This window comes from Lachnospira sp., assembly GCF_016290755.1.
GTDB classification, from domain to species: Bacteria; Bacillota; Clostridia; order Lachnospirales; family Lachnospiraceae; genus Lachnospira; species Lachnospira multipara.
The window spans coordinates 122,336-139,435 of record NZ_JAEEVD010000001.1 but is presented as its reverse complement, the minus strand read 5'-3'; the positions used below and the strand labels follow the sequence as shown (position 1 = coordinate 139,435).

21 protein-coding genes are annotated in these 17,100 nt (G+C 30.6%); all 21 read left to right on the top strand.

The genetic code is table 11. From position 1 onward, the window contains the following. Nucleotides 1-95 precede the first annotated feature (95 nt). The 21 genes from QVA17_RS01010 to QVA17_RS00910 all read left to right on the top strand — a co-directional run bounded on the left by QVA17_RS01010 (nt 96) and on the right by QVA17_RS00910 (nt 16,984). Nucleotides 96-461, top strand: a complete 366-nt coding sequence (locus QVA17_RS01010) for a hypothetical protein (RefSeq protein WP_287385795.1) — start codon at nt 96-98, stop codon at nt 459-461. Between the two features lie 252 nt (nt 462-713). Next, complete coding sequence (locus QVA17_RS01005) at nt 714-836, top strand: hypothetical protein (RefSeq protein WP_287385793.1); 123 nt, start codon at nt 714-716, stop codon at nt 834-836. A 2,052-nt stretch (nt 837-2,888) separates the two neighbouring features. Then, entirely contained in the window at nt 2,889-3,182 is a 294-nt protein-coding gene (locus QVA17_RS01000; RefSeq protein WP_287385791.1) for a hypothetical protein, read from the top strand. Nucleotides 3,183-3,197: 15 nt separating this feature from the next. Further along, the gene (locus tag QVA17_RS00995) at nt 3,198-3,455 is read left to right on the top strand and encodes a hypothetical protein (RefSeq protein ID WP_287385790.1); all 258 of its coding nucleotides are present in this window, start codon (nt 3,198-3,200) and stop codon (nt 3,453-3,455) included. A 305-nt stretch (nt 3,456-3,760) separates the two neighbouring features. Next, complete coding sequence (locus QVA17_RS00990; RefSeq protein WP_287385788.1) at nt 3,761-3,895, top strand: hypothetical protein; 135 nt, start codon at nt 3,761-3,763, stop codon at nt 3,893-3,895. Nucleotides 3,896-3,970: 75 nt separating this feature from the next. After that, entirely contained in the window at nt 3,971-4,219 is a 249-nt protein-coding gene (locus QVA17_RS00985) for a hypothetical protein (protein ID WP_287385787.1), read from the top strand. A 501-nt stretch (nt 4,220-4,720) separates the two neighbouring features. Further along, a complete protein-coding gene (locus QVA17_RS00980; RefSeq protein WP_287385786.1) occupies nt 4,721-5,245 on the top strand; it encodes a hypothetical protein in 525 nt (174 codons plus the stop codon). A gap of 71 nt (nt 5,246-5,316) precedes the next feature. Continuing rightward, entirely contained in the window at nt 5,317-5,478 is a 162-nt protein-coding gene (locus QVA17_RS00975) for a hypothetical protein (protein WP_287385785.1), read from the top strand. Between the two features lie 633 nt (nt 5,479-6,111). Then, on the top strand, nt 6,112-6,312 hold the full coding sequence (locus QVA17_RS00970) for a hypothetical protein (protein ID WP_287385784.1): 201 nt from the start codon (nt 6,112-6,114) through the stop codon (nt 6,310-6,312). A 618-nt stretch (nt 6,313-6,930) separates the two neighbouring features. Beyond that, nucleotides 6,931-7,245 carry a hypothetical protein gene (locus tag QVA17_RS00965; protein ID WP_287385782.1) on the top strand — a complete coding sequence of 105 codons (315 nt, stop codon included), beginning with the start codon at nt 6,931-6,933 and terminating at the stop codon, nt 7,243-7,245. A 222-nt stretch (nt 7,246-7,467) separates the two neighbouring features. After that, nucleotides 7,468-7,632: a hypothetical protein gene (locus tag QVA17_RS00960; protein ID WP_287385780.1), complete on the top strand. Its 165-nt coding sequence runs from the start codon at nt 7,468-7,470 to the stop codon at nt 7,630-7,632. A gap of 222 nt (nt 7,633-7,854) precedes the next feature. After that, nucleotides 7,855-8,040 carry a hypothetical protein gene (locus tag QVA17_RS00955; RefSeq protein ID WP_287385778.1) on the top strand — a complete coding sequence of 62 codons (186 nt, stop codon included), beginning with the start codon at nt 7,855-7,857 and terminating at the stop codon, nt 8,038-8,040. A gap of 240 nt (nt 8,041-8,280) precedes the next feature. After that, nucleotides 8,281-8,463, top strand: coding sequence for a hypothetical protein (locus tag QVA17_RS00950; protein ID WP_287385777.1), 183 nt, complete (start codon nt 8,281-8,283; stop codon nt 8,461-8,463). A 225-nt stretch (nt 8,464-8,688) separates the two neighbouring features. Then, entirely contained in the window at nt 8,689-9,189 is a 501-nt protein-coding gene (locus tag QVA17_RS00945; RefSeq protein WP_287385775.1) for a hypothetical protein, read from the top strand. Nucleotides 9,190-9,729: 540 nt separating this feature from the next. After that, complete coding sequence (locus QVA17_RS00940) at nt 9,730-9,945, top strand: hypothetical protein (protein WP_287385774.1); 216 nt, start codon at nt 9,730-9,732, stop codon at nt 9,943-9,945. Beyond that, nucleotides 9,946-10,659 carry a hypothetical protein gene (locus tag QVA17_RS00935; protein WP_287385773.1) on the top strand — a complete coding sequence of 238 codons (714 nt, stop codon included), beginning with the start codon at nt 9,946-9,948 and terminating at the stop codon, nt 10,657-10,659. A 516-nt stretch (nt 10,660-11,175) separates the two neighbouring features. Continuing rightward, a complete protein-coding gene (locus QVA17_RS00930; RefSeq protein ID WP_287385771.1) occupies nt 11,176-11,424 on the top strand; it encodes a hypothetical protein in 249 nt (82 codons plus the stop codon). Nucleotides 11,425-13,095: 1,671 nt separating this feature from the next. Then, complete coding sequence (locus tag QVA17_RS00925; RefSeq protein WP_287385769.1) at nt 13,096-13,293, top strand: hypothetical protein; 198 nt, start codon at nt 13,096-13,098, stop codon at nt 13,291-13,293. Between the two features lie 522 nt (nt 13,294-13,815). Next, nucleotides 13,816-14,037, top strand: a complete 222-nt coding sequence (locus QVA17_RS00920) for a hypothetical protein (protein WP_287385767.1) — start codon at nt 13,816-13,818, stop codon at nt 14,035-14,037. Nucleotides 14,038-14,193: 156 nt separating this feature from the next. Beyond that, nucleotides 14,194-14,859, top strand: a complete 666-nt coding sequence (locus QVA17_RS00915) for a hypothetical protein (protein ID WP_287385766.1) — start codon at nt 14,194-14,196, stop codon at nt 14,857-14,859. 1,909 nt (nt 14,860-16,768) lie between these two features. Next, a complete protein-coding gene (locus tag QVA17_RS00910) occupies nt 16,769-16,984 on the top strand; it encodes a hypothetical protein (RefSeq protein WP_287385764.1) in 216 nt (71 codons plus the stop codon). Nucleotides 16,985-17,100: the final 116 nt, after the last annotated feature.

The window sequence follows — 17,100 nt, the reverse complement described above, 5'->3', positions numbered from 1 at the left end:
GAGTAGGAACTGCTGTATCTGGAGGTCTTAGTTTGATAGGAACAGCTGCGGATTTAATTGCAGATGCTACAGATGATAAAGTATCTAAAGGATAGGTGTTTACTAATTTAGGAATGAATCTTGTATCAGCTGCTGCAGGCCTTCTTCCTGGAGGTAAAGTTGGAAGTATTGGTGCTAAAATAGCTAAATCTTCAAAGATTATAATAAATGGTCTTATGGCATTTGGAGCTGTTGGAACTGTAGAAGAAGTTAAAAATATTATAAACAAAGGTAATAAATACGGTTGGGATACTTTAAATACTTCTGATTGGGTTAATTTGTCTAGAGCTATAAGTACTGCTGCTGGTATTGGAGCTGGAGCTAAGAGAGCCAATACATACAAAAAAGTTAGAAATAATTATTCTATAACTAGTCCAACTAAAGAATTATTAGTTATAGAAGGTAGATTTACTAATCCTTAGGGTAAAAGAGTATCTACTATTGAACTTGACAGAAATGCTGATAAAGGAATTATAGACTAGTTAAATTCTGCTCAAAATGAAGCTGCTAGAATAAGAATATTAAGAGCTCATGGTAAAATTGCTAAGGATGGAGAAGCTAATATAAAATTATAGGATAATAGATCCATCTGGAAAAAAATAACTGGTAAAGATAAAGATTCAGAAATTTCTAAAGCTTGGTATACAACTACTAACAATTAGTAGAGAAGGTTAATGAATTGGGATGAATTTTTATCTAGTAATACTGAAGAAGCTGCTGCTTTAAGAAAAGCCTTAGAAACTGGAACAGGTAAAGATGTTATAAATTTAGTATCTAGGGTAGGTCTATTTGGCTAGATATCTAACAGAGGAAAAGCTACAAAATTAAATAATAAAATACAGAGATATTTAGAAACTCTAGCTATAGAGAATCCTTAGAGTTATGTAAAAGCAAGAACTTAGCTAAATGGTTTGATCAAAACAGCTTCAAAAAATCCAAATGCTAAATTCTCAGAATTACCAGAAGTTCAAGGTGCATTTAAAGATAAAGTATGGACACCTGGTGGACTTTAGAGATTTATAGAGAGGTCTGCTTTAACTAGACCATTTGTTGATGAATCTATAGCACCAACTACTGGAAAAAATAAATTTAAAAGAAGTGCAGGAATGGTCTGGAATCAATTTAGAGCTCCAAGAGGAAAATCTAATGATTATAGATATTCTGCAGAATCAAACTCTTCAAATCCTATTGCAAGAGAAAATTAGAAATTATTAACTGAAGGTTCTCCTATAGCATTACCTGAAAGAGGAACTTATCTACTTGGTCCTGGATTAAGTACAAAAGCAGAAGCACCATCTGTTAGTACAACAAATAAAAATACAGGTGGTTGGAGAGCTCCTACTCCAAATCCAGTATCTAGTTATCACACTTTATCTACTGAAATTAAAACAAAATTTGATGGAGTGTTAAATAATATTCCACAAGCTACCAAATCTAAATTAACTCAATTAAAAAAATTAGAGTAGTTTAAAGATTTAGATGAAAAAGAAATAGCTAGAAGACTTGTTATAAAATATTTAGAAAATAATAAGGGATCTAGAACTATTACAACTGGTAATTTAAAAAATCCATCATATGAAGATTTACTGAGTAGTTTATTAAAAAATAAATCTAATTTGTGGAGAATGCTTAGAAATGCTTCTGACGGTATACAATAGTCTTCAAATAGTATCTTTAAAAATAAATAGGGAGGTCAGTTTGCACGTAATACTGTTAAAAAATACCAAAAAGGTAGCTAGTTTGTAAGAGATAGTAATACTCAAAAAGCTAATCAAAAAGGTTGGGAATTAAAAAATTGGGAAAAAATTGTAAATAATATAGGTATTGAGAATTTCCTTAATGATTTATATGGGGAAGATGGCTCTAAAATAGCAGAAAATTTAAATACTTATAATAATTACAATAATGAATTCTTTAATTTAAGGACTAATCTTTATGGTAATGAAGGTTTTGTAGAAAATTCTCCATTTAGGCAATATAATCCTGGAAATTACAATAGAGGAATATTTAATTCTTCTAAATTTGGTACTTCTTTGAATAATACATTTAATGGCCCCAACGCAAGAAAAGAGGACGTAGAAGATAAATATACAGACAATTGGTGGGGTACTCAATAGGATGTAAGACATTATGGTGCAAATGGTAACCAAAAATATGTGTAGGATCTTATAAATGCTAAATTAAAAGAATGGTCTGAAAGTTCTGACCCTGTTTTAAAAGCAAAAGCCGAAGCTTTAAAGAATTTAGTTGCAAATACAGGTGAAAAAGGTGGACTACAATATAGTATATAGACTAATCCAGAAAATACTTCTGGAAATGGAGACAGTTTAACTAATCCAGGAAATTCAGGATAGTCTGAATTAGATAAATTCCTTGCCTAGGGTAATGAAGTAGAAAGGACCCCAAAAGACACCTATAAACAACGTATAGACTGGGGTAATATTGGAGAATTATATAGACTTTGGTTAGCAAACAGAACTAATGATAAATTAAGAGAGTCTTATAAAAAAGATAAGGTTGCTCTAGAATCTCCAACATATAAACAAGGAACTATCGCTTCTACATATGCTATAGAAAATGCTAATAATGATGCATCTAATAGAGTATTAGCTCAATTATAGAATGGTCCACTATATAGTGATGCTGCTTTGAATACAGCTGCTCAATAGAATGCTTATGAACAAATTCTAAAAACTGAAGCTACTAATAATGCTACTCGTGATAAATACTATCAAGAGAACATAAACGCTAATCAAGAAATAGCTAATTATAATAGAGCTGCTGGAGTTACAACTGCTAATAAGAATAGGGAAGCTATTATTAAATGGTATAATGACTACTTAGATCATATGCGTGATCTTGATGTAGAAGACTTTAACAATAGAGATAGATGGATGGCAAGTCTTATACAACAATGGGTACAAAAGAGAGCTCTAGAGAATAATCTTAATTATCAAAATTACGCTCTTAATGCAGACTACAATAATGTATTATACAGACTTGGTTTGAATAATATTCTTACTCAAACTCTAAAAGATAGGGAAGCTGAAATTCGTCGAGATGCTGCTAAACGTGGAATAACTGACGAAAATATAATTCAAGAAACAATAGATAATGATCCATATATTGCACAGGAAATGTAGAAAGCTAAATTAGCTATGATAACTCATGATATTCAAACAAAATATGGAATGAATGATTCTATGTTATATGGGACTTCTCATAGTGGACCCTATTGGCAAACTGATGTCTATAATACAAGACAAATGCCTACTTGGTGGAATGGTTATAAAGAAATACAATGGGCTACTCCACCTTATGTTCCTACTACTAAAGTAACTACTAATAAACGAGGAGGTAAAGTAGAGTATACTGAAGATAAGGCTCGAAAAAAACTCTTTGATATAATGGGGTAGGAATATTTAGATATGTTGAAAAGAAATAGTAAATATGTTCTACATAAAAAATGAGAATAATACCTAAATATTAGAGCGGAGGTCGTACTGTAACGGCTAAATACTAGCCGTTAGAGCGACCTCTCGCTTCTTTAACAATGGCAGCTTTTGCTGCAAGTACAGGTTCTACAGAAGCATAGGCTAAAAGTTCTGATAGTGCTACTTCAAGTAGTAGTTCTAATGGAAGCGGTCTTATGTCTGAAGATATGATAAAATAGATTTATTCTAACGGACTACCTAGTGATGTTTAGGCATTTGTATCTAAGATGAATAAATTTGGAGGAGGCCTTGGAGAACTTGGATTAGGTTCTTCATCTACTCAATATTCTCAATTAATGGGATTATTACCCTCTATAAAAATGAATAAAGAATTATTTACAAAAGCTTTTGAACACGCATAGTCTAAAAATACTATAGGAGAGCCTGCAATTTCTTCAGATGGTAGGGTCTTCGTAGCTACTGGTAATGGAATATAGATGAAAACTGTAGGAGAATTAGATGATGGAGAAAGACCTCTTACAGTTGGAGAAATAGCTTCTTACAGAGCTAATTCTAAAAGTGCTGCATTTGATAGTGGTAATCTTATAAGTGCTATATCTAATAGTGTAAGTTCTGCTGATGTATTTAAATCTATTTCTGATATTGTAGACAAAATAGGAAGTACTGAAACTGAAAATGAAGTTATTGGTAAAAAATCTGGAGACAAAATTACAGAAGGACTTTAGCAATTACTTAAAGAGGCTGAAGATGGTACTTATAAAGTACATACTGAAAGAAAGACTTAGACTGATAAAGCAGCATATGTTCTTAATTATATATTACAAACTCTTACTCCAAATTAGAAAACTCTTTTACAAGTTTATGCTCGTTAGAATGGATTAGATACTGGAACAGGACCTATACAAATAATACAAGGATATATTCAAGGTACTCTTGATGATACTCTTAAACAATCTATAGCATCTGCTCCAAACAGTTCTGGAAGTGGAGATGGTTCTGGAAAGAGTGGTTCTATGATGGATATGACAATTCCTATGTAGATTATGACTGGAGATGGTCTACAACACTCTCAAGAATTAATATCATTTGGAGAAGATGCAGCCTACACAGTAGACGTATAGACAGTACCTCAACTTACTGAAAGAGGTGGAAAAGGTGTTATTCCTGCAGGTAGTATGACTAATTTGATTAAGAGTGAAGAATGGGGTATATTTGATTCTTAGGCTATGCATATTGGAGATAGATTAATAGATCCTACTGAATTGAATCGTTTATACTATGATGGTTCTGGTATGAAGGCTATGTGGCTTCCATTTACTACTGATAAGAATGGTAAAGTAATGCCTAATTTAAGATTAATGGAAGAATATAGTAAAATAATGCATAAAGCTGCTGAAGAAAATTTAAGTCCCGAACAAGTTAATAAATTATGTAGAGATTCTGGACTTGCACCTTATTATAATCCAGATGGCTCTCTCAACACCAGAAATTATCGTAGATTTGGTGTTATATCAGTAATTGGTGATGAACGTACTTTTGAAGATGCTGATGAAGATAACTCATTTACCAAAATTGATAATGAAAATACAAGGTATGCTTTTTCAACAACTCTTGGTACTGAAAAGAAACCTATGGATATAGACGGAGATCTATATCGAGCTAATATGTTTATTCCTATATATGATAATCCTTCATTAGCAAGAGCTGCAGGAGGTAACTATTCACAAGTTCCAAAAACTACTTGGGTATAGGATGAACAAAAGTATGCAGAGACATAGGATAGACTAAATTTTAATCAACCACGATCTAAAAGTGAATTATAATGGATAATAAAGCAAACGATTGGATACTTTCTACTATGGCTAATCCTAGTTTTACAGCTACTGATTTCATAAATGCTGGTATAACTAGTAATAATACATCTATCTATGAAAGAGATAGATACTTAAACAGTGCTCTTATACAAGATTCACCTGAATTCTAGAGCAATGGTAAATTTGATAAAGCTAAATTTAATGATTATTATGATAGAGTTTTAGGATAGTATCAGGAACTAGCTGAAGAAACTAGTCATCCTGATACAGCTAAAGCTATATTTAGTTATAATAATGTTTGGGTAAGTGAAGATTAGCGTAAAAAAGGACTCGATAGTAGAGATTTTTAGATTAAAAATATCTATAATCCAGATAAAAGAAGATTCGGTATTGAGCGAATAGGATATACTAGTGATCCTACTATGACTCCTCAAGAAATAGCCTAGAATGAAAAAGTTTGGGATCCTACTACTAAGACATGGTCAGAGTCTCCAAATGATTCTTGGTTATTTAGAAACTGGTTTGATCCAGTAGCATTAGCTACATGGGAATTTGATGCTGATATTAATGGTAATCCTACTAACGACCCTTCTAAAATATACTATTAGAAAGGACAGCCAAAAGTTAATGAAAAAACTGGAACCTATTATTATGAAAAATTAAATGGAAAAGAGCCTTATGGTAAATAGATACTCTCTCCATTTGATATAATAACTAAGGATGGTTCTGTAGCTAATAAATACGATTTCTTTGATTCTGACGGTCTTGATAAGACATTTGTAGGATCTTTAGCTAAAAATGCTATGAGAATTGTGCCATTGTTTATACCTTATGTAAATACTGCCTATGTAGCATTTAATATTGCTGATGAAATGGCTAAAGTATTACCTATTATATATAAATCTACTTTTGGACTTGCTACTGATGATCATAGTATAGCAAATACTATAGAAGCTTTTGCAATGCAATTTGATAATAATAAAGTATCTGAAGCTGGACAATAGAGTTTCTTTAACTCAGAAAGTACTCTTAATATGATTTCTGATGTTGCTTTATAGTTATATGAGTAGAGATGGTTATTTACAAAGGCTCCCAAAGTCTTTAAAATGAAACAATATGATATCTCTAAAAAAGCTGGCCAAGTATCAGAGTTAGATAAAGCTGCTCAAGCAAAAGCTGTTGAGTATATGCAAGAAATGGCTCCTACAAGATAGCAAGCTTTATAGACAATGTTTAAATTAGGTCCTGAAGAAATGAAGGCTGCTGCTTTTGAAAAATCAGAAAGATGGGCAGCAAATTATATGAAAGATTACTAGAATGTTGGTAGAAACTTGTCACGTCTATTTATGGCAGGTACATCTTCATTTTAGGCTTATCAAGATGCTAAAGAAGAAGGGGCATCTGATTTAGAGGCTGCTGCATTATTCTGGGGATATTTTTCAGGTATGTACGCTCTTATGGGTACAGATATTGGTGAACATGTATTACCAGAGTTACGTTTACAAAAGTAGCAAATTAAGGATGCTATTATATAGGTTGCTAGGGGAGATTTAGCTGGAGAAACTGTAAATGCTGCTAAAGCTGCAACAGAAACTGCTGAAAAAGTCGGAGTCTTTAAAAAGATGTTTGATAAAGGAGCTAGTTTCGCTCGTACTATGCATAATAGACATGCAGGACAAACTTTAGCAGACACTGCTAAATCTATTGGAGCAAATATGCTTGCTGAAGGTGTTGAAGAAGTTACTGAAGAATTATTGTATGATGTTACAAAAAGTACCTTCAATATCTTATCTGAATTTAGTGGAGGTACTAAAGTAAGTGCTTGGGATAATATCTTAGAAAGATACGGTCAATCATTCTTTGGAGGTATGATTGGTGGTGGAATTTTTGAAGCTACTAATGCTTACCATATAGCAAGACCTAAACTTGAAGGATAGGAGTATGACCCTAATAATATTAAGGCTAATCAAATGCTTATTTATTAGATAAGAAACGGAGAAAAAGAAGAATTAATGAATTCTCTTAATTATCTACGTAAGCATAAAATGTTAGGTAATGCTAACTTAGGAACTAAATTTGTAGGAGTTGATAAAGATGGTAATACTATATATTCAGAAGCTACTGATACCGATAATTAGAATGAAGCTGCTTATCAATTAATGTTGAAATATATTAATAATATTGAAACAGTACTTGATAAAGAAAATATGAATTTATCAGACTCTGGTTTGATAGCTGGAGATGGTATTGAAGAGTCTGATATTATGAAGAGCCTTCGCTATAATCATTTAATGTCTTCTCCAGTTGTAGGTAAACTATTATAGGATTACAATAGTCTTGCTGATAAATTCCTGTAGGTTTATAATAAAATTCAACAGTTAGAGAGTGTTTCGGATGAAGAAAAACGCAGCAATGCTAACTGGCAAGAGGAACTTGACCTTACTAAAAAAGAACTTGAAGAATTACGTAAACAACGTGAAGAATACTTTAGTGCTGAAAATCAATAGTATTACACAGGGTTAATGCTTTGGGCAGGTAATGCTAATATGGTAGCTCCTTTTGCTCGTATTACTTTTAGAGACTTTGCAGAAGATAAATATTATAAGAAGTTTAATGAATTAACTGCTTATGAAAGAGAACGTGCTCAAGGAGAATACCAAGAATATTTAAACGGTAGTGCAACTGATGAAGTTACTAGAGGCTATGATTTATTTATGAAAATGAATAAGTAGTTTGGTCAATAGTTAATGTAGTTAGGTGAAAATGCTAAAAATTATGTAGAAGGTCGTAAAGCTTTTATGGACCTTCAAATAACTATATAGTTACCTAATCCAGAAACTAATGAATTATAGGATGTAAATGTATCAATTCAGGATTTATATGACTTAATGTTTAAAACAGAAGGTCTTACAGATGATTAGTTAGCTAAAAAAGCCTAGGAATTATCTAAATTAGAAAATCCATTTGATGTAATGCGTAGATTCACTATTACTGGAGATGGTAGTGTATCACAGCAATTAAATGCTTGGTTTAATCCTAATGTGGTTCCTATAGTTGGAACTGATTTAGAACCATTATTAGATGAATCTGATCCTGCATCACAAATGGCAAGGCAAAAAATAAATTTATTAGCTGCTCTTAGAGATAACCTTTAGACTTTAGCTAGTAGTAATCAAGGAGGTTATGTTGATAGTGAGTTAATGGATACTATATTGGATATTAAAGAGGAAATTCTTAAGATAAGCGATGTAGACTTAGGATTAGTTGATTACACTGATTAGGTATATTAGTGGACAAATAATGAATAGTTAGCTGAAGCTTACAATAAATTTTTAACAAATTTAACTGCAAATAATCTTGATTAGAAAATTCAAGAACTTATGCAAGCTCTTGATAGTATGGATGATTCTGATACAGATGTAAAGGATTTAAAAGACCTTATTCAAAGTGGTATATTTGATAATTTCAAAAGATCTAACCAAGAAATCTTTACATTAAATGATGAAATAAATCAAATAGCTTTAAATACTACTCAAAATCCTATATATGATTTATTAAGTCAAATTATAGTTACAACTACTGGAGAAGAGCGTAATATTATTCAACTTCTAAAAGATGCTGAAACAAGGTTTAAATTACAAACTAAAGGTGGTGAAATAGCTAAATTTGTACTTGATGGTGATTTAACTCATGAAGATTTTGAAAATGCTTTATTAGTAATCGAACAAGTTAAGTCATTAGTTAGAGCTGCTCAAACTGATCCTCTTATTAAAGACAATATCATGGACTTTAATAGATTAATGAACATGATATCTGGTAGCCAAGAATTAGGAGAAATTGATTCTACAAGTGCTTATACATTCTACCAAGACTTAAATTAGATAGAATCAAAAATTTAGTTTATAATGTCTTTAGATGAGTATAATAGTAGATAGTCTTTAATGGAGTAGACTAAGTTAGGAACTAAATTAGATTAGATAGCCTTTAATATAGTAGGAAATCCTGATAGTGAATTTTATAAGGTTAGTCCAGGAGTTGATAAATTAATTGGTGGAGAACCTTTTATAAATGAAACAATTAGAGAAGCTATAGATAATGCTACTACCCTAAAACAATATGCTGAAGAGAAAAATCCTATTATTTCTACAGATGATCAAATATAGATTTCTAAAGAAAGAATGGCTATTGAAAATGCTATCTATGATAGAGTTCAAGAACTTCTTTAGAATAATACTCCAGAAGAGGTATATAATGTAATATTTAAAAAATATATTGATAATAAAGATCAATTAGGAGTTAATACTACAAATATTACTAAGGATACTGAGCCTAATAATATAACTATGATGGGTGAACTAACCTATCTAATGTCTATTATAGGTTATAAGTCTGGAGATTTCCATTATTTATATAAATAGTGGATGGATGCTAATGATACTAATATTATACCATTGCCTGCCCAAAGAGCTGATATTCAATTCGTTTGGACAATAGCTCATAATAAAGAATTTTTAAATACTTTAGAGGCTTTATTAAAAACAGAAGACAATAATAAACCTTCAGTATTAAATACTGTGCTTGTACAAGGAGTATCTGGTGCAGGGAAAACTTCTGCTGTTATGATGATAGTATATTAGATGTTAAAGAATAATTCTACGACACCTATAAAAACTGTAACAGCAGGACCTCTTAAAAATCAAGCTGAAAAATTAGCTACTGATATTAATGTTGATGTTAGCAATAATACAGTTTATGATAAGGAAGAGCTAATAAAAAATTTATTAGGAATAACTGTAGAAGAATTAAATAAAGTACATAGTTGGGATTTTAATATAACTTCTAGACCAGATCCAGAAAATGATAAAGTAGAAAGAAAGTTAAAACAATCTATAGTAGATGGTTTTAATAACCAAAATCCTCCTAACTTTATATTTATTGATGAGGTTACTTTCTTTACTGCTTCTGAATTATATGCTTTAGGGGAATATTGTAAAAGAAACAATATCTTATTAATAACTGCTGGAGATTTAAAACAAGGTAAAACTAATAAAACTTGGGATATTCCTGGATATAATAATATCATAGATTCTATTGATGTAACAATGATTCCTTCTCCTTGGGAATTAACTTGTTCTATGCGTCCTTCTAATGTTGCAAAAAGAGATAATAATATTTTAAGTACTAAAATAGTAGAACAATACACTTGGGGAATCTTAAATGGACAAAACCCAGATATACCTATAACAAATCCACGTAGTTTCTTAGAGCATCTAAGGAATAAAGTATTACATGATGCTAAATTTGTAGGAGCTTTATCTGATAATGGATTAAAAGGAGAGGTGCTGAGATAGAGACCAGCTTCTTCAAGAGAAAATGGAAACTCTAAATTACTGCCTGCTGGAAAAATAGAAGTAGTTAGAACTCTTAAGCAATTAATAAGAAATCTTGATGAAGGTGAAAAAATTGCTTATGTATACGATCCAACCGATACTTCTATTAAAGATTTTATAGAAACTAGTGGAGAATTTACCCAAGATTAGTTAGAAAATCAACTAGAATTAAAAAGTGCTGTTGATTTCTTCCAGGAGAAAAGTATCCAAGGTTCTGAACGTAAATATTGTATAGTAGATATAAATTGGAGAGAAAATTATCTTAATAAGTTAGGTAATCTTGATGCTGATTAGGATTAGTTAGATGCTGATTAGATAAAGATTATTCTTGATTTTTTAGGAAGTTTTAATACAGTTATATCTAGGTCAATACATGGAAGTATAATTTATGATAATGGGTTAAGTGAATTATTAGGTTTTGAATCATTTTAGGAAAAGGATATCGCTACTATAAATGATATCAAACCTAATACTTAGATGCTTCAAGCATATAATGAAACTCAAAAAGGTATTTATGAGTCTCTTCTTGAAGGATATACTCCTTCTGAAAATGCAACCTCTGAACAAACTACTGGTGAAACTCCAGCTAATACAACTAATGTAGGTGAGACTACTACACCTACTGATACTACAGGATCTTCTACTGAACCTCCTACTACTGGTGGAGGTTCTAATCCAGAAGTACCTATTGTTGGCCCAGCAGGAGAGCCCCCTATAGGAACTTAGGGAGGTACTGATAATGGAAATCCTCCTCCCCCATCTGGAGATGAAATTCCCCAAGGAGATGGACCAACAATTGACCCATTGCCAGACCCTGATCCAGAAACTCCTCCATAGCCATAGACTGGAGGTGGATATCCTCCAATATCTAATGGTGAAATTTAGGTATTAACTTTAGACTAGTTATTAAATAATCTAGATACTATAAGAAATTCTTATGATCCTTCTACATAGAATCTTACTTTAGTTAGATATTAGACAGAAAAACAATATGATGACTATAGAGATGGTACTTTAAAGATAGGTCCTTATGTGTAGTCATTTAATACTGTAGAAGAACTAATAGATTCTATAAGGGACGGTGGATTTAAATATACTGTATTTTCAATACTAGTAACTCCTAAAACAGCAGAAGCTTATAGAGCTACTGGAAAAACTAAGAGATCTGATTTTGAAAAATTTAAAATATAGTTATATAATACCAAAGATCCTTCTAATACTTCTGATTATTAGGAACAACAATGGTATAGTATAGTTGAAGGGGGTAATAAAAAATACTATAAAATAACTAAACTAATTAATAACGGGGAAAATACATTATGTAATGTATCAGAATATGATTAGAACGGAAAGTATACTGGAACTGTTTTCAAGAATATTCCATTAGGTGTTTTAGCTTAGAAAAATTTAGTAAAATGTGAATCTCCAATTCAACCGTCTTAGAGAAGCCCAAGAACTGCTGGAACAGGAGTAAATGACTTAACTGCAAATAGGGTACGAGAAATAGTTATTCCATCATAGAATGAGGTTATGAACCTTATTGAAAAGAATGGAGATCTTGGATTAAAGATGTACTCTGGATTAATTACTCAAACTAGTGTTGCGTTTTAGAAAAATTAGGATGGTAGTTATTAGTTAATGTAGATGGGTACTCCTAAAAGAACTTATACTATGGTTAATGGATAGCCTTAGTATAATTTATTACCAGAGAATCTTAATGCTTTATTAGCTCCATTTGTAACTTATGACTAGGGGACTAGGTATAATCCTACTACATAGTTTATAGCTTGGAACTAGGATAAAAACTGTCTATCTGTATATAATAAAAATCAATCAGCACATTCAATATCAGATACTGTAAATATTCCTAGTAATTTCTATGAAATCTATAAATAGGCTGAAATTGCTTTAGCTAATATAAGAACTACCCTACTAGATATGGATAATTCTAATCCAACAAATTAGAAAATGATATCTGATAGATTATAGGATATTTTATACTAGTTTATAAGTCAAAATAGAGATACTTTGTCTAATATAGGATTAAGTGTAGGAAATGTCTACTAGGAACTTGTAGGAGGTGTAAATGTACCTAATGCAGAGTATTCTATAAAATTATATAATAATAATAGTACAGATCGGGAAGTTGATAGGGGTTCTACTATTGTAGCCGATGATACTGAGATTCCTAAAAGATTAGTAGTCGCTAAAATAGGTAATTTTGAAGTATCTTTTGCAAAATTAGCTCATACCGCTACTATGGCTAAATATCTAACTATGATATAGCTTGTTAAAAAAGGTATGGAAGCTAACTTAACTCCAGATTAGTAGTAGAAATTTAATAATTCTATTAATCAATTTAAACGAATAATGTAGTTACTGTTTAAATTAGATTATATGACTTTCAAAAGCTATTGGACTTTAAAAAATGGTATGAGAGTTCAGGGAATTTATAATTCTGGAGAAGTTGGATACATTTCAATACCTAACTTTAATCCATCTAGTGGAAAATTAACTGGAGCTTTAATATATGGTTCAGATGAAGCTACTACTGACTATCTAGGTGAAGGTGTCGATTACAATGAATTTGTTTAGTAGCCTGGAATGCTGTTTTCAGATCCAGCTATATTAAGTAGTAATATAAAAGCTATACAACATATCTCTGACTAGTCAGGAGCTAAAGATTTAGCAGGTAAACCTATAGTTGTATTTACTTTAAATGAACATTTGCTATACTATCAGAAAAATGGTAAATATTACTTTACTTTAAATCCTAGCGATAGTGCAGCTGAAGGAAATACTATTTATTCTGTAAAAGGTAATAAAAATGTATTATTTTAGGCATGGAGACAGGCTTATACAGACTTGTTAAAATCTATTGATTCATAGACAGGAACTGCTTCTAAAGAAGCTTAGGATGAATATAATAAAAGACTAGGTAATGGTTTAGTAAGGTTTGTTGTAGCGTCCCCTAAAGCTGTAAGCTTTTCTGAATATGTGAAAAATACTATTAACCTTGTAAATAATATCATATAGGATAAAAATAAGAGAACTTCTTTGGGAAATTAGACTACAGGAACTCGTTTATTACATACGTTGTTTAATTTACAAGCAGATTTGATAGAAGCTATTCGTAAAACTCAAAATAATGAACCTGTAGATGAACTTAGAGATGAAATATTCATAGGTAAATCTAATATTAGATATAAACAAATAACTATAGAAACTTTAGAAGAAGCTAAAAGATTGTCTATAGTTATAAATAAGTTATTACATAATGCTAGTGCTAAAATTATATTCTCAAATGTAAAAGAGTCTTCTAGAGCAACTATAGATTAGGGTATAGTATTTAAAGGAAGAGGAGATTGGGAATATACAGGAATTCCTATAGACTCTGATATATTTGATAAGTTAGGATTAACTTAGAATTTTAATAATATATAGTACAATGACCTAGAAATAGTTAATAAACTAAGGAATGGTTTAATAACTTTAATGAATGAGTCTGGTTATACTATAGAAGGAGTTTCATCGGATGAAATATTTGATGTACCATTTTCTTCAAATACTGGTGCTAATGAAAATGCGGTTAAATTTATAGGAAATTTTAGTCAATCTAAAACTTGGGCAAATATACCATTCACTATTGCACAGTTCTTTGGAACTTTAGGGTTTACTCAAGTAGATGAATATCAAGAATGTCAATTACTTAATGATGGTTCTACTATAGCTCAAGAAAATCAATTATTAATGGATTTCTTAGATAATAATTTAGGTAATTATGGTTCAAGAGATGATATTCAAGCTGCAAGAAATCCTCTAAATAAAGGTATTTTCTATAATGCACAATATTTACGTACTGAAGAAGAAAGTCCTGATGAAATAGCTTATTTAGCTGGATCTATATCAGATACATTTAAATTTAGGTCTGCACTTCAAACTGCTAGTTTACATTTAAGTCTTGACGATACATTAGCTTTATGCACTCAATTAGGATCTGATAATGATAAAGTTAGAGGAATTCCATTATATGAATACAGTGATTGGTATGATGAAGCTGCTGAAGAAGCTAAAGAATTATACGCAGAAGCTAAAGGAATTCCAATAGAAGAACTTAACGATGAACCAATAATGGGTTCTGGAGAAAGTTCACAGCCATAGACTGATCCTATAGAGGCTAAAGTTAATGAGGTTATGGGTGCTGTAGAATTCTATGATGAAAATGATGAATTCACTCCAGAATCTAAATAGGAAGTTTTAAATACTATAAAAACTGCTTTGAAGAATAGTCTTGAAGCATATTAGAGAGGTTTGACTTGGAGTATTGATTCACTACTATGTTCTATATAGATATTTTATAATACACAAGTAGCTTCTGATATTAAAAATGAAGATTAGATATTAATATTTAAGGATTCTTCTGGTAAATTTAAGGTATTATGGTTAAGTCAATTATTAGACAGTAAAAGTTGGAAATTAATTAATGGTATTTATATTAGTTCGGTTAATAAATTTACACTCACTGTAGAAGATGCTAATAATTAGAGATTTAGTGTAACTATTGATAATGCAGGTAAAGAACTTTCAAAAATTCCTATAGAACAACCTCCAGTAGAATAGTAGCAAGAACTAACTCCAGAACAAATATAGAAAATAAAGGAGGTTCTTAGTAAATTTTGTGATATTGTTGGTGGTGGTTTAGATTGGTCTAAAATGAATAATAAAGAAGAGCTAAGAGAGTTAGCTAATGTTTATGATGAATTAGAAGCTAGTTATATGGATATTCCAGAAATAGCAGATAGTACTGCCTAGTTATTACAATAGATAGAAGAGCTAAAAAATGAATTAAATATATAGCCCTGCAGTAATATTTTAGTCTCTTTAAGACAAATGATTTGATAAATTTTTATTATCTTTGTAAAGATTTTAACATAATGTAAATAATATATTATAAATAATGAGTAAGTGTACTATTAGCGATTCTTTAAATTTTGCTATTATATTTAAAGAGTTTTCAACATTTGATCCTAATTCTGATACTATAGAATCTGTAGCTAGGAGAATAGGTAAAGAATTATAGAAACCCATTGATATGACTGATCCTGCTGCAATTGAATTTGTAGCTTAGAAGTTATCTGAATATTGTAAAATTAGACTTTAGAGTAGGCTTTACAAAGGAACTGCTTTATAGAGGGATAATCTTCAAACTATAATTAATAATGCAAATTCTGTTGCAGAGATAATAGTAAATCCAGAATCAGAATCTAAATTAAATGAAACAAATACTAACATGTAGATCGCTAATTCTCCTGATCCCCAGGAGAATAGCGACTACCTTGTTAGGTAGTTTGTATATAGAGAATTACATGATTTATATCATTCTGCACAAGCAGCTCAACTTGAAATGGAAAAAACTTTTAAATTTGGTTTAATTGGTTCGTTCTTAATTGACTATGAAAATGGTGAAATTATTCAAGGAATTGATTAGTTAAATTAGAGAATTGCAGGTTTTAAACAAAGTTTAGCTGACATAATTACAGAATATTATTGTAAAAAGAGTGGCATATCTGATATAAATTCTCAAAGAATACTATTGTTTAAAGATGGTAAGTATGTTGCTAATTCTAAAACATCTTTAAAAAGTAAAGCACAAGAGTTGTTTAAGACATTTAATGAAGATATGTTAAATGATTTATTCTAGAGACGTACTCAAAGCGATGATGCGTCTTTAGCTTTACGTGCATATAATGCTTGGGTAATGCTTAATAACTTTGATACTCTTGCTAAACATTTCTTAAAAGATACTATACAAATTGATTAGAATAATGTCAATAGAGAAGTTGACATTACTGATAATAAATACCGTATAGTAGATAAAACAGGTCTTGTAAAAACATGGAGAACTAGTGATGATATTAATGCTTTGGATGAACTTGGTAGTATTACTAACCTTATCATAGAATCTATTCCTATGTACGAATATAATCAATACTCAGAGAATGATTCTTTAAAATTAAGTGAATAGAATATGACTCTTGCTGATTTTACCTTTGCATTCTAGCAAGTATTTATGAATGATAAATTAAGAAATCAAGTACAAGAATCTAAGGCTAATATGGGAGAATTTATCCCTAAACTCATCGACACTGCATTGCAATCTGGTTTTTCATTTGGAGCAAATGATAGACTTGTTAAAAATGTTTTATATTCTGTAAAAAGGAGAATTTATACTCTAGATCCTCTAAGTAAAGGATATTCCCTAGCACAAATAATAAGAAACCTATAGAATTAGACTGATTTTGCAGTAGGTAAAGTTCCAAGTTACTTAAATTATGTTTCTTCTGTAATTGATAAAAGTATTTAGAATATATTCTTAAATTATGAATGGGATTATGAATCTAA